Annotated in this window: 16 protein-coding genes and 1 tRNA gene; 14 read left to right on the forward strand and 3 right to left on the reverse strand. The window is 60.0% G+C overall.

Annotated elements, in window-relative coordinates; genetic code table 11:
* Nucleotides 1-900, reverse strand: a complete 900-nt coding sequence (locus tag AC1DNI_RS06370; RefSeq protein ID WP_477691220.1) for an MBL fold metallo-hydrolase — start codon at nt 898-900, stop codon at nt 1-3.
* Between the two features lie 122 nt (nt 901-1022).
* On the opposite strand from AC1DNI_RS06370, the gene AC1DNI_RS06375 reads away from it, so the two are divergent.
* From AC1DNI_RS06375 to uraH, 7 genes are all read left to right on the forward strand, one after another.
* The gene (locus AC1DNI_RS06375) at nt 1023-1610 is read left to right on the forward strand and encodes a biotin transporter BioY (protein WP_027230043.1); all 588 of its coding nucleotides are present in this window, start codon (nt 1023-1025) and stop codon (nt 1608-1610) included.
* 126 nt (nt 1611-1736) lie between these two features.
* On the forward strand, nt 1737-2654 hold the full coding sequence (puuE, locus tag AC1DNI_RS06380) for an allantoinase PuuE (RefSeq protein WP_091950005.1): 918 nt from the start codon (nt 1737-1739) through the stop codon (nt 2652-2654).
* Between the two features lies 1 nt (nt 2655).
* Nucleotides 2656-3156: an ureidoglycolate lyase gene (locus AC1DNI_RS06385; protein ID WP_477691221.1), complete on the forward strand. Its 501-nt coding sequence runs from the start codon at nt 2656-2658 to the stop codon at nt 3154-3156.
* Nucleotides 3157-3222: 66 nt separating this feature from the next.
* On the forward strand, nt 3223-4653 hold the full coding sequence (gene xdhA, locus AC1DNI_RS06390) for a xanthine dehydrogenase small subunit (protein ID WP_477691222.1): 1431 nt from the start codon (nt 3223-3225) through the stop codon (nt 4651-4653).
* A complete protein-coding gene (gene xdhB, locus AC1DNI_RS06395) occupies nt 4650-6968 on the forward strand; it encodes a xanthine dehydrogenase molybdopterin binding subunit (RefSeq protein ID WP_477691223.1) in 2319 nt (772 codons plus the stop codon). The genes xdhA and xdhB overlap by 4 nt, the downstream gene beginning before the upstream one ends.
* A gap of 12 nt (nt 6969-6980) precedes the next feature.
* The gene (uraD, locus tag AC1DNI_RS06400; protein WP_027230038.1) at nt 6981-7484 is read left to right on the forward strand and encodes a 2-oxo-4-hydroxy-4-carboxy-5-ureidoimidazoline decarboxylase; all 504 of its coding nucleotides are present in this window, start codon (nt 6981-6983) and stop codon (nt 7482-7484) included.
* Between the two features lie 10 nt (nt 7485-7494).
* On the forward strand, nt 7495-7848 hold the full coding sequence (uraH, locus tag AC1DNI_RS06405; protein WP_091950013.1) for a hydroxyisourate hydrolase: 354 nt from the start codon (nt 7495-7497) through the stop codon (nt 7846-7848).
* On the opposite strand, the gene AC1DNI_RS06410 is transcribed toward uraH, so the two are convergent.
* Nucleotides 7849-9051 carry a DUF2793 domain-containing protein gene (locus AC1DNI_RS06410; RefSeq protein WP_477691224.1) on the reverse strand — a complete coding sequence of 401 codons (1203 nt, stop codon included), beginning with the start codon at nt 9049-9051 and terminating at the stop codon, nt 7849-7851. It lies immediately after the preceding gene.
* Nucleotides 9052-9307: 256 nt separating this feature from the next.
* Between AC1DNI_RS06410 and AC1DNI_RS06415 the strand changes: the two genes are divergently transcribed.
* Nucleotides 9308-11176, forward strand: a complete 1869-nt coding sequence (locus AC1DNI_RS06415; RefSeq protein WP_477691225.1) for a polysaccharide biosynthesis protein — start codon at nt 9308-9310, stop codon at nt 11174-11176.
* Here AC1DNI_RS06415 and AC1DNI_RS06420 read toward each other — a convergent pair.
* On the reverse strand, nt 11173-12183 hold the full coding sequence (locus AC1DNI_RS06420) for an MraY family glycosyltransferase (RefSeq protein ID WP_477691226.1): 1011 nt from the start codon (nt 12181-12183) through the stop codon (nt 11173-11175). The two genes, AC1DNI_RS06415 and AC1DNI_RS06420, sit on opposite strands and share 4 nt — an antisense overlap.
* Nucleotides 12184-12353: 170 nt before the next feature.
* Here AC1DNI_RS06420 and AC1DNI_RS06425 point away from each other — a divergent pair.
* The 6 genes from AC1DNI_RS06425 (at nt 12354) to rbsK (ending at nt 18397) form a co-directional block, all read left to right on the forward strand.
* A tRNA-Gln gene (locus tag AC1DNI_RS06425) sits at nt 12354-12428 on the forward strand.
* A gap of 369 nt (nt 12429-12797) precedes the next feature.
* Nucleotides 12798-13841, forward strand: a complete 1044-nt coding sequence (locus AC1DNI_RS06430; RefSeq protein ID WP_027230034.1) for an autoinducer 2 ABC transporter substrate-binding protein — start codon at nt 12798-12800, stop codon at nt 13839-13841.
* Between the two features lie 63 nt (nt 13842-13904).
* The gene (locus tag AC1DNI_RS06435; protein WP_477691227.1) at nt 13905-15404 is read left to right on the forward strand and encodes a sugar ABC transporter ATP-binding protein; all 1500 of its coding nucleotides are present in this window, start codon (nt 13905-13907) and stop codon (nt 15402-15404) included.
* On the forward strand, nt 15401-16378 hold the full coding sequence (locus AC1DNI_RS06440) for an ABC transporter permease (RefSeq protein WP_477691228.1): 978 nt from the start codon (nt 15401-15403) through the stop codon (nt 16376-16378). The genes AC1DNI_RS06435 and AC1DNI_RS06440 overlap by 4 nt, the downstream gene beginning before the upstream one ends.
* Nucleotides 16379-16386: 8 nt before the next feature.
* Nucleotides 16387-17382, forward strand: a complete 996-nt coding sequence (locus AC1DNI_RS06445; RefSeq protein WP_091919385.1) for an ABC transporter permease — start codon at nt 16387-16389, stop codon at nt 17380-17382.
* A 73-nt stretch (nt 17383-17455) separates the two neighbouring features.
* Nucleotides 17456-18397 (forward strand): ribokinase, encoded by a 942-nt coding sequence (gene rbsK, locus AC1DNI_RS06450; protein WP_477691229.1) that lies wholly within the window; start codon nt 17456-17458, stop codon nt 18395-18397.
* Nucleotides 18398-18470: the final 73 nt, after the last annotated feature.

Genomic DNA, 18470 nt, shown 5'->3' on the forward strand with positions numbered 1-18470 from the left:
CTACCAGTAGACGCCGTCGATGGCGGGATTGCCGTCGGTGTGGACGACGCCGCGCGCGACGAGATCTTCGAGATGGGCAAGAACCGAAAGGCCGGCGGCACCATGCAGGCGTGGATCGGTTTCCCGGTAAATGACGCCGACCATGGCAGGAATCGTGCGGTCGCCGGCCCGCACGCGCTCGAGGATGGCGCGTTCGCGCATTTTGCGGTGCGCCTTCAGGCCGCGCACAAAGGTCTTTGGCCTGGTGACAGGTCCGCCGTGCCCGGGGAAATAGATGCGGTCATGGCGGTGAAGCAGCAGGTCGAGCGAGCGCATATAGTCTGACATTGCGCCATCCGGCGGCGCTACGATCGATGTCGCCCAGGCCATGACGTGGTCGGCGGAAAACAGCACGCCGATCTCTTCAAGTGCGAAAACCATATGATTGGCGGTGTGTCCGGGCGTATGGATCGAACGCAGCGCCCAGCCGTCGCCCTCGATCACCGCCCCGTCACTGGCCACAAGGTTAGGAACGAAGTCCGTATCGCCGCTGGCGTCGAGGAGATTGACTTCACCGACATGCAGCGGCCGCGCCGGCCGATGCGGCCCTTCGGCGACGACGACGGCGCCGAGTTCATCGCGCAAGCGCGCGGCGAGTGGTGAGTGGTCGCGGTGGGTATGGCTGACGAAGATGTGGCTGACCGGGCGCCCGGCGATGGCACGGACAAGTGCGGCGCGATGGGCGTCATCCAGCGGTCCGGGATCGATCAACGCCAGCGTATCGTGGCCCACGAGATAGGAGTTCGTGCCGTGAAAGGTGAACGGGCTTGGATTGTTGACGGTTATCCGCTGAACCTTAGGGGCAATGTCGACCGCTTCACCGTAGCGCGGCGCAAAACTGGTGTCGAAAACTAGAGACATGAACGCAAGCGGACCTTTCAAAGCCTTTCGACATATTGCGGCGCGGCATAATCCCCAATATACCGTTTTCACAAACGGTGGAAATACCGCCCCACGGCGAAGGCTATACAGAGGATATCGACATGATCGCTGCGCAAACCCGTTCCCTTGCCCAAGAATTCCAGCCTGAAGGTCAACTCGCCAAAGCGGTCTGGTATGTGACGCTCGCACTGATCGGCACCGCGCTGATGACGCTTGCCGCCAAGACCAAGGTAGACATGGTCTTCGTCAATGTGACGATGCAGACTTTCGCCGTATTCGCCATCTCCGCCGCCTACGGCTCGCGCCTTGCCGTCGCTACCATGGCGCTCTATCTGCTCGAAGGCGCGCTTGGCATGCCAATTTTCACCGGCACGCCAGAAAAAGGCATCGGCCTTGCCTATATGGTTGGACCGACGGGCGGTTACCTCGTCTCCTATCTCGTTGCTGCATGGATCGTCGGCACCGCCGCCGACAAGGGTTATGCCCGCAACCCGATCGTTCTCGGCGCGGCGATGCTAGCGGCAGAGGTTGCGATTCTCGGCCTCGGCTTCCTGTGGATGGCCTATCTCTTCGGCTTCGAGAAGGCGTTCACCTTCGGCGTTGGTCCGTTCATTGTCGCTGACATTTTGAAGCTCGCTCTGGCGGCTGCCATCGTTCCGGCCATTGGCTCGTTGCTCAAGCGCCGTTGAGAGCTTGCCGCAAACATTATTGGGCCGCGGCATCGTCCGCGGCCTTTGTTTTTGCGCCGGCCATTGACTTTGCGACCCGGCCTTCGCAGTTTCTCATGATACTCGTTCAAAAATGAGAGGCACGTCTTGTCAGATTATCCGCGGGATTTGATCGGCTATGGCCGAAACACGCCCGACCCGAAATGGCCGGGCGGCGCACGCATCGCCGTGCAGTTCGTTGTCAACTATGAGGAAGGCGGCGAGAGCTCGATCCTCGATAATGATCCGGCGTCGGAGTGCCTTCTGTCGGAGATCGTCGGCGCGCAGCCCTGGCCGGGCCAGCGCAACCTCAACATGGAATCGATCTATGAGTATGGCGCACGGGCCGGTTTCTGGCGGCTGTGGCGCATGTTTACCCGGCGCAAGATGCCGGTCACGGTCTATGGGGTTACCCTTGCCATGGCGCGCAACCCCGAAGCTGTCGCCGCCATGAAGGAGGCCGATTGGGAAATTGCGAGCCACGGCCTGCGTTGGCTCGAATACAAGGACTGTCCCGAGGACACCGAGCGGCAGCACATTCTTGAAGCGGTGCGCCTGCATACCGAGATTACCGGGTCGCGGCCGCTCGGGATTTACCAGGGTAAACCGTCGGACAATACGCTGAAGATCGTCATGGAGGAGGGCGGCTTCGTCTATTCCGCCGATAGCTACGCCGACGAGCTGCCCTATTGGGTCAAGGGTCCAAAGGGTCCGCATCTGATCGTGCCCTACACGCTCGATGCAAACGACATGCGCTTTGCGACGCCGCAAGGGTTCAACTCGGGCGACCAGTTCTATACCTATCTCAAGGATACGTTCGACGTGCTTTACGCCGAGGGCAGGGAAGGCGCGCCGAAGATGATGTCGATCGGCCTGCATTGCCGGCTGGTCGGGCGCCCGGGACGCGCCGCGGCGCTGGAGCGCTTCCTCGATTATGTCCAGCATCAGGAAGGCGCCTGGATCACGCGGCGCATCGATATCGCCAATCATTGGCACGAACATCACCGCCCGGCAGACGAAAACTAAGATGGAAATCCTCAGCCTCAATGTCACGCCGCTGACGCGGGCGGCATTCGCACCCTATGGCGACGTCATCGAAACCGCAGGCGCGCAGATGCGCCTTATCAACGGCGGCACGACGCAGCGCTTCCACGACCTTGCAAAGGTCGATGTGACGGGGCCGGGAGCGCGCGTGCTGGTCAACATATTTCGCGGCCAGAGTTTCGCGCCCCCGATCGACATCAAGATGCTGGAACGTCATCCCTTCGGCAGCCAGGCTTTCATGCCGCTGCAGAACCGGCGCTACCTTGCGGTGGTGGCCGAAGATGAAGGCGGGCGGCCGGGATCGCCGGTCGCGTTCCTGTGTCAGGGCAACCAGGGCGTCAACTATGCCCGCAACGCCTGGCATCATCCGCTGATATCGATCGAGGCCGAATCGGACTTCGTGGTCGTCGACCGCGGCGGCGAGGGCAACAATCTCGAAGAATTCTTCTTTGAAGACCGTCTTTACAGGATTGGCTCCATCTGATCGCCCCTGGGTCATTGCGCAATCTCGCCACTTGACGCCCACGTCCAGCCGGTCGAAGCTGCTCACATGGCTATGACGATGCGGTTTTTTCTCAATGGTCAATTGCAGGAAGCTGCAGTTCGACCCGATATGACGGTGCTGGATTGGTTGCGCGGTCCGGCGCGCCTGACAGGTACCAAGGAAGGGTGTGCGGAAGGCGATTGCGGGGCGTGCTCTGTCCTCGTCGGCGATCCTTCGGAAGAGGGCGCCGCCGAACCCCGCGTGCACTATCACGCCGCCAACAGCTGTATCCTTGCGATGGGCCAGATTGACGGCCGTGCGCTGGTTACCGTCGAGGGCTTGAAGGGCGAACAACTTCACCCGGTCCAGCTTGCGATGGCGGAAAACGGCTCGTCCCAATGCGGCTTCTGCACGCCCGGCATCGTCATTTCGATTGCGGGTCTTGTCGCGGCCAAGCCGGAATCCGGCGAACAGGACATTCACGATGCCCTTGCCGGCAATCTTTGCCGGTGCACCGGCTACAGGCCGATTGTCGAAGCAGCACGCAAGGTGATCGGCGCCGGCGGTGCCGGCATTAGCGGCCCGGCGGTTACGGCTTTTGCGAAGATTGAGCCGCGCCGATCGGTTTCGGCCGGCGGTGCGTCGTTCGATCAGCCGGGGACGCTCAATGCGCTTCTGCAACTGCGCAAGGAGAGACCGCACGCGATTTTGCTTGGCGGTGGGACCGACCTCGGCGTGGCATTGGCCGACTATCACAGCGATTGGGACGATGTCATTTCGCTCGCTCGGGTCAGCGAATTGCGGGCGATTCGCGAGACCGACAACCATCTGAGCTTCGGCGCTGCGGTGACGTGGGAGGAAGTGCTGGCTGCGGTCGCGCCGATTTATCCATCCCTCGCTACGCTGATCCGGCGCTTCGGTTCGACGCAAATCCGATCCATGGGCACGATTGGCGGCAATATCGGCACCGCCAGCCCCATCGGCGATGGCCCGCCCGCGCTGATTGCCCTTGGCGCAGAAATCGAGCTTGCCTCCCTGAGCGGCCACCGTTTCCTGTCGCTTGAAGATTTCTTCCTCGATTACCGCAAGACGGAACTGCGTCCCGATGAGGTGATCGCTTCTGTCTCGATCCCCAAGCCCAAGGAAGGCCAGGATTTTCGCGTCTACAAGATATCGAAGCGCTATGACCAGGATATATCCACCGTCTGCGCTGCATTTTCGATCGTGCGGGAGGAAGGGCAGGTTCGCAGCGCCCGCATCGCTTTCGGCGGCATGGCGGCAACACCGCGCCGCACTCCTGAAGCTGAACGCGCGCTCGTCGGAACCAGTTTTGATAGAAAGGCAGTTGCGGCCTGCGCCGCAGCCATTGCCACCGAATTCAAGCCGTTGACCGATTGGCGGGGCAGCGCCGATTATCGCCTTGAGGTCGCTGCAAATCTTGCCGAGCGCTTCTGGCGCGATGTGGCAGGCGAGACGGTGGAGGTGATGGCGCTATGAATATCGATGCCAAGATCGTTCACCGCAGTATCGTCGGCAAGGGAATCGCCCATGACTCAGCGGCAAGGCACGTCGCTGGCGAAGCCGCCTATATCGACGATATGCCGGAACTGCCTGGGACATTGCATGCGGCCTTCGTTCTTTCGCCGGTGGCGCACGGCAGGCTTCTCGGCATCGACGCATCGGAAGCCTTGGCGATGCCGGGCGTCGCCGGCATCTGGTCGGCCAAGGACATACCCGGCCACAACGAAGTTGGCCCTATCCTGCACGGCGAGACGCTGTTTGCCGAAGATATCGTCGACTACGAAGGGCGGGTGGTCGCCGCAGTCGCTGCGTCGGATTTCGAGACAGCCTATCGCGCCGCCAAACGCGTCAAACTGAACATCGAAAAGCTCGAACCGGTTTTGGACATTGAGGAAGCGCATCAGAAGAAGAGCTATGTTCTTCCTGCGCAGCAGGTGGTCGAAGGCGATGTAGATACGGCGCTCTCCGGCGCACCCCACGTCATCTCCGGCAAGTTGCGCATGGGCGGACAGGATCATTTCTACCTTGAAACCCATATTGCCTATGCCATTCCCGGCGAGAACGGCGAAATGCTGGTTCATTCTTCGACCCAGCATCCGACCGAAGTCCAGCACCATGTGGCGCTCGTCCTTGGCGTTCATGCCAACGCGGTCGAATGCCAGGTGAGGCGCATGGGCGGCGGTTTCGGCGGTAAGGAGAGCCAGCCGACGATCATCGCCTGCGCGGCGGCGCTGATCGCGGCCCTGACGGGCAAGCCGTGCAAGATGCGCCTCAAGCGACGCGACGACATGGTCGCCACCGGCAAGCGGCATGATTATGTCGTCAACTGGAAGGCGGGCGTCGACAGCAGGGGGCGCATAGTTGGGCTCGACATCGAGTATCTGGCCCGGGCCGGCAATCTCCCCGACCTCACGGGACCGGTGATCACGCGCACCCTGACCCATTCGGACAATTCCTATTTCATCCCCCATGCCCGCTTTGTCGGTCATGCCTGCAAGACGAATACCGTTTCGAACACCGCATTTCGTGGCTTTGGCGGTCCGCAAGGTATCATCGCCATCGAGTGCATCATCGATACGATCGCACGCGAGCTGAAGCTCGAGCCAAACAACGTCCGCGCCATCAATTATTATGGCGACGAAACCGGCGATATGACGCCCTATGGCCAGAAGGTGGAAGACAATCGCCTGGTCGAGGTGACCGAAGCCGTGCTCGCCTCGGCTGACTGGAGCCGGCGTCGCGCCGAGATCGACGCGCATAATGCGACCAATCCTGTCATAAGGCGCGGCCTCGCCATGATGCCGATCAAGTTCGGCATTTCCTTCAATTTGACCTCGCTCAACCAGGCCGGCGCGCTCGTCCATGTCTATCTCGACGGCTCGATCTTCCTCAATCACGGCGGCACCGAGATGGGGCAGGGGCTTTTCGTCAAAGTTGCGCAAGTTGTCGCCGAAGTGTTCCAGGTCGAACTCGACATGGTGCGGATATCCTCCACTGCGACCGGCAAGGTGCCGAACACCAGCGCGACGGCCGCGTCGACCGGCTCGGACCTCAACGGCATGGCGGCCTTCAAGGCGGCGACCGCGATTAAGGCGCGCATGACGCGGGTAGCCGCCGAACATTTCGACGTCGAGGAAGACGTGATCGTCTACCGCGAGGGCCGCGTTCATGCCGGCAATGAATCGATTTCGTTCGGCGAACTTGCAAAGATGTCCTGGGCCAAGCGCGTTCAGCTTTCCGAGGCCGGCCATTATGCGACGCCCAAGATTCATTGGGACGGCAAGACGATGAAAGGCCGCCCGTTCTTCTATTTCAGCTACGGAGCAGCGGTTGCTGAAGTTGCGATCGACACGCTGACCGGCGAGACCCGATGCCTAAGGGCCGATATCCTGCAGGACGTCGGCTCGCCGCTCAATCCCGCCATCGACCTTGGCCAGATCGAGGGCGCCTTCGTTCAGGGCATGGGCTGGGTTACCTGCGAGGAACTATGGTGGGACAAGGCCGGCAAATTGCGCACCGTCGGACCTTCGACCTACAAGATACCGGGATCGCGCGACGTTCCGCCTGAATTCAACGTCCGCATTCTCGATAATAAGCCAAACCAGGAGGAGACGGTATTTCGCTCCAAGGCGATTGGCGAACCGCCATTGATGCTCGGCATTTCGGTCTGGCTGGCGATCCGCGACGCTATCGCCTCGATCCACGCAGGCGTTCCGCATCTCGATTCTCCGGCAACGCCGGAAAATGTTCTACGGTCAGTAGGGGAGGCCAAAGCCAACCGAACAGCTTGAGAGGGAGGGGACATGAGGCTTGAACAACTGAACAGTGCCAGCACGGAGGAATTCGTTGGCGCGCTCGGCGGTGTGTTCGAACATTCGCCGTGGGTCGCTGAGGCGGTCGCCGGCCAGCGACCATTCACAAGCGTCGAGATCCTGCACGGAGCCATGGTCGTCGCCGTCGAAAAGGCCGGTCAGGCGGCACAATTGGGCTTGATCCGTGCGCATCCGGATTTGGCAGGGAAGGCGGCGCGCCAGGGCAGTCTTACCGTCGAATCAACCAGCGAACAGCGCGGAGCCGGGCTTGACCGGCTGACCGACGAGGAATTCGAGGAGTTCCATCGTCTCAACAACGCGTATCAGAGCCGTTTCGGTTTTCCATTTATCCTTGCCGTGCGCGGCCATAACAAGCACTCGATCATGGCGGCGTTTCGCCAGCGCCTCGATCACAACGCCGGCGAGGAAGTCGCCGAAGCTTTACGGCAGATCGCCCTGATTGCGCGGTTTCGCTTGCACGATTTGATCACTTAAGGACCTACTCATGGGAAAGTTATCCACGCATGTTCTCGATAATTCCGCCGGAAAGCCCGCGGACGGGATGGCCCTGACACTCCATCGTATCGAGGAGGGTGGGCCTGTCCTGCTCAAAACCGCCGTTACCAACGCGGATGGCCGGACCGACAAGCCGCTCCTTGCCGCCGACGAGATGGCGGTCGGCCGCTACGAGCTGACGTTTTTCGTCGAGGAATATTTCAAGCACAAGCTCGTTGCGCTCGACACCCCGGCCTTTCTCGACGATGTGCCGATACGCTTCGCGATTGCCGACACGAACGCAAATTATCACGTGCCGCTTCTGGTCACTCCCTGGTCCTATTCGACCTATCGGGGCAGTTGATCAGCCATAGACACCGGCAATGTTGAACATGCGCGTCTCATCACCGCGGAAATAGACGAGGTTCGCTCCGGACTGGGGTGACAGATCGGAACTTGGCAGGACGAGGCTGCCGACTGGATTGCCCGAATTGACGATCGTGAGCAGCACACCGTCCTGTGCGAACACGCCGCCAAGCCGCTTTTGCATGAGCGGCGAGATATCGATAGCGACCGTCTTTTTGACCGGATCGACGATCTGCAGCACATCGCCGGATGCCCATTGCTTGATGTGATCGGCGTTTGCGACCTGAAGTCCGTTGAGGGCGGTGTCCCATTTGACCCAGGCCGACTGTGCTGGCGATTTTGTGACATTCCAGAGCCGCACCATTGCGACGTCGCGCATGGCCGTTCCAAACAAGCTCACGGCGCTATTGGCAGCGAGCGTGATGATGTCGGCGGCGATCGAGGCGACCTTGGCGATGGCCGGCGTGGCGCTGCCCGGCATTTGATAGATTGTCGCATCGAGCCCAGCCGGCAAAAAGACAAGCCCGGACAGGCGTTTGCCAGTGGCCGCGCTGGCAATGCCATTGGGGAACCGCACGACGCCGGTCGCATTGTCGGCGATCATGACATCGCGCCAGCTATTACCGTCCGCACTGGTCTTGATACGGAAGTCGCGGCCCCACATCGTGCCCATTTCGGCGCGGCCCTGATAGTTCGACTGGAAGAGGAGCGACGCTGCCTGGTTGTCGTCGGACTTGTTGATTTTGATTTGATGGCTCGTGCCCGCGTGGTCGAACAGTGATGCCGGACTTTTCACGGCGAGGCGGTTCGTATCATCCGCGACAGTCTGAATGCCGACCGCATTCACCGGATTGGTACCACCGCTTGCAGCGGCCTTCCACGCGCCGTTCGTAAACACAAGGAAGCTCGCGGTCTTGGCGACCCAGGCGGACCAGCCCTCAAGGGGCTGAAAGAATGCCCAGGCACCATCCTGAAAGGCGGCGACCTGCTGATCCCTGCCGGCCCAGGCTCCGCTTGCCCCGGATCCGATAATGTAGCGGTCGCCTTCAACGGGATTGGATGGCGCCGCCTGCGCATTGCTATTCAACACCGATAATTGCACCAGAGCATCGAGCGCGCGTATCGCCTCGTTGTGGGTTACATGCTTTTGCGCCTGCGAGGGGGCGATATAGGGCAATTTAAGGTTCGACGTCTGATCCATGTGGCTGTCCTTTCCGCGCTTCGCCATTGCCGGGACAGTACAGCCGTTGTGATTGTGTTGGATAAACCGGCGATGCACATGGTGATTGATTGACGAGCTGCCGGTCATTGCATTTATGTAGCCCTATGTTACTGGTCTTGCGTCCGTTTGGGGTTCCGTTGTAGGGCGAGACGCCTGGCCGGCTCATCCCTTGCGCAAAGGTGCTTTTGAACGTCCCTTATCAAGCCCGTCTGCATGCCGTGAACATCGAGGATCAATGACACTGGAAAATTTTCGGCAGGGCGTCTCGATGATGCCGCGTCGTTACAAGCAACTGATCCTGGTCGTATTCGACGTGATCGCGCTGACCTTTGCCGTTTGGCTCAGCTATCTGCTGCGATTTGGCACATTCTTTATTCCGAACAGCGAACAGGCACTTTTGATGGTTGCCGCGCCGCTGATCGGGCTGCCGGTGTTCATCCGCTTCGGACTCTATCGCGCCGTCATCCGCTACCTGCCGGACAAGGCCATCTGGACGATGATCCAGGCGGTGACCATATCCGTCATTCTCTGGGTCTGCCTGGCGTTCCTGACGCTCATGACCGGCGCTGAGGGTGTGCCGCGCGCCATTCCCTTCCTCTATTGGGTTTTGAGCATTGGCATCATCTGCGGCAGCCGCTTCGGCGCCAAATGGCTGCTGTGGAGTGCACTGCGCGACAAGCTCATGGCGCGGCAATGTCTGATTTTCGGAGCGGGCGATGCGGGACGCCAGCTTGCCAATGCGCTGCGCAGCCAGAACGAAGTATCCGTTGCCGGCTTCATCGACGACGACCGGAGCCTGCATGGCATGGATATTCTCGGTATCCGCGTCTATCCTACGCAACACCTTGAAACGCTGATCGATAATTTCGGTATCAGCGAACTGATCGTCACGACATCATCGCTGAGCGGCATCGAGCGTCGCCGGCTGATCGGCCGATTGAAAGCGCTTGACGTCAAGGTTCGCATTCTTCCGGCTATCTCCGACCTCACGGCCGGCAAGTATCTGGTCAGCCATCTGCGTGACATCGACATTGACGACCTGCTCGGCCGCTCGCCCGTTCCGGCCGACCCGACGCTGCTCGACAAGACCGTGGAAGGCCGGGTGATCCTTGTTACCGGCGCCGGCGGCTCGATCGGCTCGGAGCTTTGCCGCACCATCGTCAAGCTTGCGCCCGCCAAGCTCATTGTCTTCGATGTCAACGAGCACAGCATCTACCAGCTCCAGCGCGAGCTGGCGGGCATGACCGATTGCGTGATCGTTCCGGCGCTTGGTTCGATCAGCGATGCTTCGCTGATCCGCGCGCTGCTCGCCGAGCACAAGGTTGAAAATGTTTATCATTGCGCCGCGTACAAGCATGTGCCGCTTGTCGAAGAGAACGTCGTCGAGGGCGCGCGCAACAATGTCATCGGCACCGACGTGCTGGCCTCAATGTCGCAGCAGGCCGGGGTGCGGAACTTCGTGCTGATCTCGTCCGATAAGGCCGTTCGGCCCTCCAATGTCATGGGGGCGACCAAGCGCTGGGCGGAACTTATCGTGCGGCATCAGGGGGATATCGCCAGGGAGCAGGGGACCGGGCAGATATTTGCTTCGGTCCGTTTCGGCAATGTCATCGGTTCAAGCGGGTCGGTGGTGCCGCTCTTTCGCGAGCAGATCGCGCAGGGTGGGCCGCTGACGGTTACCCATGACGACATGACCCGCTATTTCATGTCCGTGCGCGAAGCTGCCGAACTCATCATCCAGGCCGGCGCGCTTTCTGAGGGCGGCGATATATTGCTGCTGGAAATGGGTGAACCTGTGCGTATCCGCGATCTTGCCGAAAACATGATCCTGCTCGCCGGACTGTCGGTGAAGGACAGCAGCAATCCCGATGGCGACATCGAGATCGTCACAGTGGGCATTCGCGACGGTGAGAAGCTGCATGAGGAACTGTTCTACGATCCCACCGGCGTCGGGTCGACGAGCCACACAAAAATCCTGCGCGCCCAGCGCCGGTCCAATGCCGCCGACCACCTGCCGGATGCTGTGGCAGAACTCCAGCTTCTGATCGAGCGGCGCGATACGGAAGGCGTCCGCAAGCTGCTCTACGAGCGCGCAACGTCTTAAAGAGTTCGTCGTCCAGCGCTGCGAAAACGCGACAGCAGCAACGTCACTGCCAGCAGCCCGGCGCAAATTGCGCCGGCCGCAACAAGCCCGCCATCGAATGTCAGGAAGGCGCAGATGCCGAGGATGAAATTCAGCGCGCCGACGCTGGTAACGATCTGCCAGACCGACCAGCCCGACCGCTTGGCGATCTGATAGGCATGCTTGGAATGGGCAGCGAGAATATTCTCTCGCGCCGCAAGCCGCATGAACAGCGTCGAGGTAGCGTCGGCGATAAAGAACAGCGGCAAAAGCAGGCCGGCGGCGATTGAAAGGTCGCGGGCAACCAGGAAGAAGGCAAGCCCGCTCAAAAGCCCGATCGGCAGACTGCCGGAATCGCCGAGAAAAACCAGCGCTTTCGGGCGGTTAAACAGGGCAAATGCAAAGAGGCCCCCGGCGAGGCAGGCGGCAAGCACGCCCGTACCCGAAGCCACGAGGCCGATCGCCGCAAGAACCGCAGCCAGCGCCAGCGGTATGCCAAGCCCGGAGACGACCATCAGGTCGAGACCGTCCATGAAGTTGGTGAGGTTGATGAAATAGACGAGCGCAAAGGCAAGGAGCAGCCTCTCGACGGCGAAAGGAAGGAGCTCGGGCAGCAGCCGAAATTCACTGCCGAGGCCATAGACGGCTATTCCGGCCGCAAGAAACTGTGCGATCAGCCGGACGCTTTCGGGCAGATGATGGCGGTCGTCGAAATACCCGGTGACCCACAGGATAAGCGCGGCGGCGCTGCTCGAGGCAAGAAATTGCCAGTCGAGACCGGCTGCCGGGCCGAATATCCAAAGCGCCAGGAGGACTGCCGGGATGATGGCAAGACCGCCAAGCTGGCGCGCCGGCTGCGTATGGTTGGACCGCTCCGTTATGGCGGCGCCTAGGAAATCGCTCGGCAGGAGCCTTATGATGGCCGCGAGCAGTATGGCGGCGCCGATGGCGGTGGCGATGAATGGCGCAAGCAATGCAGCAAAGGGCAATCCGGGCCTCGTTCGGAACGGCGTGAAATCGAAGTCACCCTTGTCATGAAAATTATATGGAAACAATTGCGAAGAGCGACAAATGGCCGATCATTCACGTTGCGCAACCCCGAGCCAGAGGTTATAAGGCCGCGCGGTCGGGCGCTTCGCCTGGACAGAACGCAAGATTTTGGGGCGTAGCCAAGTGGTAAGGCAGCGGTTTTTGGTACCGCCATTCCCTGGTTCGAATCCAGGCGCCCCAGCCATCCCGGACATTACGGAAATCTTGGCCTTGGCACTCGAAATATCGACCGTTCTGCACTTCTAAATTGCACACACTTTAACATTTCAAATAACATTTGTTCTATGCGCCGCTTCCATATTGACAAGCGCCGCATCATCTTGAATGTTAAATGAAACGTTTCATCACTTAAGTATGAATCGCAGGGAGTGAGCATTCGCATCTGGACGGGAGTGGTCCGGCGCGAAGATCGGCAAGGCAGAACCAAGGTCGCTGCGCGCAATGCCGCGTGGTTTGATCGTTTGCCTCCAGTTTTCTTCCTGACACTTCGAAAGGTCGGCGGGTGGCTACGCCATTCCGCACGGTTTGGGCAACAACCAAGGAGGATATGCCTGTGAAGAAACTGCTCGCATCACTCGCCATTGTCGCGGCTCTTGTCGCGCCGGCAAAGGCCGAAGGGCCGATCGATACATCCAAAGTCAAAAAGGAATATGTCACGTCGGCTAGCGGCAAGACCTATTCCATCGCCACCGTGGTCAAGGTCGACGGCATTGCCTGGTTCGACCGCATGCGCGCCGGCGTCGAACAGTTCAAATCAGATACCGGGATGGATACCTGGATGGTCGGGCCGAGCCAGGCCGACGCTGCTGCGCAGGTCCAGATCGTTGAAAACCTGATCGCACAGGGCGTCGATGCAATCTGCATCGTGCCATTCTCGGTCGAGGCGGTGGAGCCTGTGCTGAAGAAGGCCCGCGACCGCGGGATCGTCGTCATCGCCCATGAAGCCTCCAACATCGTCAATGTCGATTACGAGCTCGAAGCCTTCGACAACAAGGCCTATGGGGCCAAGCTCATGGAAGTGCTTGCGAAGAACATGGGCGGCAAGGGCAAGTATCTTGCGACGGTCGGCAGCCTGACCTCGAAGTCACAGATGGACTGGATCGACGGCGCCATCGAATATCAGAAGAAGAACTTTCCTGAAATGTCGCTGGCGACCGAACGCCTCGAAACCTATGACGACGCCAATCAGGACTACAACAAGCTGAAAGAGGCGATGACCACCTATCCGGACGTTACCGGCATTCTCGGCGCGCCGATGCCGACTTCGGCAGGCGCAGGACGCCTGATCGCAGAGGGCGGTCTGAAGGGCAAGGTCTTTTTCGCGGGAACAGGTCTGGTTTCGGTTGCCGGTGAATACCTGAAGAATGGCGACATCCAGTATATCCAGTTCTGGGATCCTGCCGTTGCCGGCTATGCCATGAACGAGCTTGCCGTCATGGCGCTCGAAAAGAAGAATGCCGAGATCAAGCCCGGCCTCGACCTCGGCCTTCCCGGCTATACGAGCCTCACAGCGCCCGACGCTTCCAAGCCGAACCTGCTCTACGGCGCCGGTTGGGTAGGCGTCACGGTCGATAACATGGCCCCTTACAACTTCTGATTTGCCTATTGTCCGGGCGGCGGCAGCGTTGTCGCCCGGACATTTCGAATGGCCGGAGCAAGCATGAGCGAATATCTTCTGGAGCTGAATAATATCAGCAAACGTTTCGGCGGCCTCGTGGCGCTGGACGCGGTTTCGCTGGCAATCAAGCCCGGTGAAATTCACTGCCTTGCCGGTGAGAACGGTTCCGGCAAATCCACCATCATCAAGATCATGGCTGGCGTCTATCAGCCGACCGAGGGCGAAATACGCATCGACGGCGTCCCGGTAACCGGCATGACGCCCGCGCAGTCGGTACAGCATGGCATTCAGGTCATCTATCAGGATTTTTCTCTCTTCGGGAACCTCAGTGTTGCCGAAAACCTCGCGCTCAATACGATGCTTCTCGAAAAACGCCGTATCGTCGACTGGACGCGTGCCCGCAACCTTGCCGAACAGGCACTCGCACGTCTCGGCGTTACGATGGACCTCGACGCCGATGTCGAAACCTTGCCGACGTCCGGCAAACAGATCATCGCAATTGCCCGCGCCGTCATGGTGAATGCCCGGCTCATCATCATGGACGAGCCGACGACGGCGCTGACGCGGCCCGAGGTCGATGCGCTCTTCCGTATCGTGCGCGATATCCAGGCGCAGGGCATCGCCGTCCTGTTCGTCAGCCACAAGATGCGCGAGATGCTCGAAATCAGCGAACGGCTGACCGTCTTGCGCAACGGCAAGAAGGTGGCCGAAGGCCCGATTACCGATTTCAACGAGCCGAAGATCACCCGCGCCATGACCGGGCATGATCTCACCGATCAGAGCTACGTTTGGGAGCCAGCCGCCGGAGGCAGCCCGCCGCGGCTAGAGGTACGCAATCTCTCTGTGCCGGGGAGTATCGAGGATATCAATCTGACGCTCCATGCCGGCGAGATCGTCGGCCTGTCCGGATTGATCGGCGCCGGCCGCACCGAGCTTGCGCTGGCGCTCTTCGGCATGAACCCAAAGTTTACCGGGACAGTGAAGGTCGACGGCAGGGAAGTGCATCCGGCGACAGTGCAGGAGGCCATCGGATCCGGCATCGCTTACGTTCCGGAGGATCGGCTCAGCGAGGGTCTGTTTTTACCCCAATCGATCGAACGCAACATGCTGGCGACATCGCTCAACAATTTCGTGCGCGGCATCTTCATCGATCGCAAGCGCACGGCTGCGGCAACGTCGGGCATGTTCGGTGCGATGCAGATTGCGGCGCCAGGTCCGCAAACGCCGGTCAACCATCTGTCCGGCGGCAATCAGCAGCGCGTCGTGCTGGCGCGCTGGCTGCTGACGGGCGCAAGGGTGCTCATTCTCAATGGCCCGACTGTCGGCGTCGATGTTGGCTCCAAGGCGCAGATCCATCGCAAGATACGGGAACTGGCGGTCGAGAACGGTCTGGCCGTGTTGATGATTTCCGACGACGTGCCGGAACTTGTCCAGAACTGCAACCGCATCATCATCATGCACCGAGGGCGTTTCGTCGATGAAATCGGACCTGATTCTTTGCATGAAGACGCTTTAAACGACCGGCTGAAGGCCTTGAAATGACTATGTTTCGTCGATCGGAATTCATCATCGCCTGCATTCTTGGCGCTGCGATGATCATCATCGGACTGATCAACCCGGCCTTTTGGTCGCTTGACAACCTGTTCGGACTCTTGCGGGCCAACGTGATCATCGGCATCCTGGCGCTTGGCGTTCTTGTGGTGATGATTTCTGGCGGCATCGACGTTTCCTTCACAGCTTTTGCCGTCGCCGCCATGTATCTCACGATCAAGGTCATGATCTATTATGGCTATGGCGGTGTGCTCCTGCCCTTTGTCGCCGCAACGTTGATCGGCACTTTTCTCGGGGCTTTCAACGCCTTCTTCATCCATAGCTTCCGTATGATCCCGCTGATCGTCACCCTCGGTACGGGTAGCGTCGTGCGCGGCCTGCTGCTTGGCCTCGTTGGCACCAGCATGATCAACATCGACAAGATGCCTCAGCAGTTGATCGCCTTCGCCAAGACGGACCTCATCAGCCTGACTTCTGCAAGCGGCACCAATTTCGGCCTGACCGCGATGATCCTCATCTATTTCGGCCTCGCGCTGCTCACACATCTGTTTCTGCGCTATATAATGATGGGGCGCTCGGTGTTCGCTCTCGGCGGTGCGCCGGAGGCCGCAAGCCGGGTCGGCTTCAATACCCGCAACACGCTATTCGTCGTCTACTGTTTCGCCGGGGCGCTGGCCGGATTTGCCGGGCTGTTACACGGCTCGATGATTTGGCTTGCCAATCCCCGCGATTTCGTCGGCCTTGAGCTTGATGTCATCGCGGCCGTGGTCCTCGGCGGCGCTTCCATCTTCGGCGGACGTGGCAGCGTCATCGGCACGCTGCTTGGGGTGTTCATGCTGGTTATGGTCAAGAACAGCCTCATCATCATGAAGGTCGATACCACCTGGCAGCGGGTGGTCGTGGGCCTCATCATCATCATCGCCACGGCGCTCACCGCCTGGCGCGACCGCAAGAAACTGGTGTGAGACAGGACATGCAGAACAGCTCTATCGCCAAGCGCATTTTGGGGCAGGACCGCAATATCCTGCAGCTTCTCGTGATCACCGTGCTGGTCTTCGCGCTGATGTCCTATCTCAACCCCGACAAGTTCCTGCGCTACTACAATTTCGAGTCCATCACCTACATCATGCCGGAACTCGGCATTCTCGCGATCGCCATGATGATCGCGATGCTGACCGGCGGTATCGATCTTTCGGTCGTCGGCATCGCCAACCTCGCCGGGATTCTCGCGGGCGTGTTCTTTCACCATGTCATCACCGGAACTGACCAGTCCACCGGCATGATCATGCTTTATACGGGCATCGGCATATTGATGGCGCTGGCGATCGGTCTCTTGGCGGGTGTCCTCAACGGCTTTCTCATCGCCAAACTGCGCATCACGCCGATCCTTGCGACGCTCGGCACCGGCCAGATCTTCACCGGCCTCGCTGTCGTCCTCACCGGCGGCCCGGCGATCGTCGGATTCCCGGATGGCTGGAACTATATCGGCAACGGCAAGATCCTGGGCCTCGCAACGCCGTTCATCCTGTTCGTCGTCGTTGCCGGTGCGGTCGCCGTTCTGCTCACGCGCACCACACTCGGTGTCAATCTCATGCTCATTGGCACCAACCCGCGCGCCGCCGTCTTTGCCGGCCTGCGCAAGGATCGGATGATCTTCTATTCCTATATGCTGACCGGGTTTCTCGCCGCCATTGCCGGCATCATTCTTTCGGGGCGGACCAATGCCGCGAAATCGGATTATGGCGCATCCTACCTCTTGCAAGCCATCCTGATCGCTGTGCTTGGCGGCACAAACCCGGCTGGTGGCAAGGGCAGGGTGCTTGGCGTGTCGATCGCGCTGGTTGCGCTGATGCTGCTCTCATCCGGCTTCCAGATCCTGCGCTTCTCCAACCACCTCATCGATTTCATATGGGGCGGCTTCCTGCTTTTGGTCATTGCTCTCAACGCATTTCGCAACACCGATCGATGAGGCCCCGTTTCTTTCCGCAAGATCGCTGATATAGAAAAATTCCAAACGACTGGACTACACAAGGAATACGCACATGGCCCACCGTATCGCCGTTGTCGGCAGCAACATGACGGATCTGGTTACTTCGATCGTCCGCATGCCCGCACCCGGCGAGACAGTCGAAGCGCCGGCATTCGCCATGGGGTTCGGCGGCAAGGGCGCCAATCAGGCGGTCGCGGCCGCACGTCTCGGCGCCGACGTCATGATGGTGACCAAGGTAGGCGACGATGTCTTCGGCCAGAGTACGATCCGCAATTTGCAGGACAATGGCATCGACATCACCCACGTCGATACGGCTGCCGGCCAGTCGAGCGGCGTTGCGCCGATCTTCGTCGACGAGCATGGCGAAAATTCCATCCTGATCATCAAGGGCGCCAACAACGAGTTGAAGCCGGCGGATATCGATGCCGCCGCAGAAGACCTGAAGCGGTGCGACCTCATTCTCATGCAACTGGAAGTTCCACTGGAGACGGTCTACTACACGATCGCCTTTGCCGACCAGCATGGCATCGAGACCATTCTCAATCCGGCGCCGGCCGCGCCGGATCTCGATGCCGGCAAGGTCACCAAAGCGACGTTTCTTGTGCCGAACGAAACGGAGCTCGCATTGCTGACCGGCATGCCGACCGGTACCGATGCCGAAATCGAGACCGCGGCCCGCTCATTGATCGCCAAGGGCATTCGCACCGTCATCGTCACCCTTGGCTCACGTGGCGCGCGGCTGATCACGGCCGACAAGGCGACGCTGATCGAGCCGCTGAAGGTCAAGCCCAAGGATACGACGGGAGCCGGCGACGCCTTCATTGGCAGCTTTGCCCGGTTCTACGTGGAAGGCCGCGACGTCGAAGCCTCGCTGCGCAAGGCTGCGCTCTATGCCGCCGATTCGATCACCCGCGAAGGCACGCAGAAGTCCTATGCCGATGCGAAAGCGTTCGATAAATTCATTGCTGGTCTTGGCGACAGCAAGGCCGGATGAATTTTCCACGATAGAAGGTTTTTAAAACGGTTGTGGTTGGACGCCACTCGACAGGAGCATGGCGTTCTTAGAT

The sequence above is a fragment of the Phyllobacterium sp. 01N428 genome, from assembly GCF_056399405.1.

What these genes read in the sequence shown, in the direction of transcription:
- AC1DNI_RS06385 (WP_477691221.1), top strand. Translation starts at nt 2,656, where the DNA reads ATGGAAATCCTCAGCCTCAATGTCACGCCGCTGACGCGGGCGGCATTC.
- AC1DNI_RS06440 (WP_477691228.1), top strand. Translation starts at nt 15,401, where the DNA reads ATGACTATGTTTCGTCGATCGGAATTCATCATCGCCTGCATTCTTGGC.
- AC1DNI_RS06415 (WP_477691225.1), top strand. Translation starts at nt 9,308, where the DNA reads ATGACACTGGAAAATTTTCGGCAGGGCGTCTCGATGATGCCGCGTCGT.
- xdhB (WP_477691223.1), top strand. Translation starts at nt 4,650, where the DNA reads ATGAATATCGATGCCAAGATCGTTCACCGCAGTATCGTCGGCAAGGGA.
- AC1DNI_RS06410 (WP_477691224.1), bottom strand. Translation starts at nt 9,051, where the DNA reads ATGGATCAGACGTCGAACCTTAAATTGCCCTATATCGCCCCCTCGCAG.
- AC1DNI_RS06375 (WP_027230043.1), top strand. Translation starts at nt 1,023, where the DNA reads ATGATCGCTGCGCAAACCCGTTCCCTTGCCCAAGAATTCCAGCCTGAA.
- AC1DNI_RS06370 (WP_477691220.1), bottom strand. Translation starts at nt 900, where the DNA reads ATGTCTCTAGTTTTCGACACCAGTTTTGCGCCGCGCTACGGTGAAGCG.
- uraD (WP_027230038.1), top strand. Translation starts at nt 6,981, where the DNA reads ATGAGGCTTGAACAACTGAACAGTGCCAGCACGGAGGAATTCGTTGGC.
- rbsK (WP_477691229.1), top strand. Translation starts at nt 17,456, where the DNA reads ATGGCCCACCGTATCGCCGTTGTCGGCAGCAACATGACGGATCTGGTT.
- xdhA (WP_477691222.1), top strand. Translation starts at nt 3,223, where the DNA reads ATGGCTATGACGATGCGGTTTTTTCTCAATGGTCAATTGCAGGAAGCT.
- uraH (WP_091950013.1), top strand. Translation starts at nt 7,495, where the DNA reads ATGGGAAAGTTATCCACGCATGTTCTCGATAATTCCGCCGGAAAGCCC.
- AC1DNI_RS06435 (WP_477691227.1), top strand. Translation starts at nt 13,905, where the DNA reads ATGAGCGAATATCTTCTGGAGCTGAATAATATCAGCAAACGTTTCGGC.
- AC1DNI_RS06445 (WP_091919385.1), top strand. Translation starts at nt 16,387, where the DNA reads ATGCAGAACAGCTCTATCGCCAAGCGCATTTTGGGGCAGGACCGCAAT.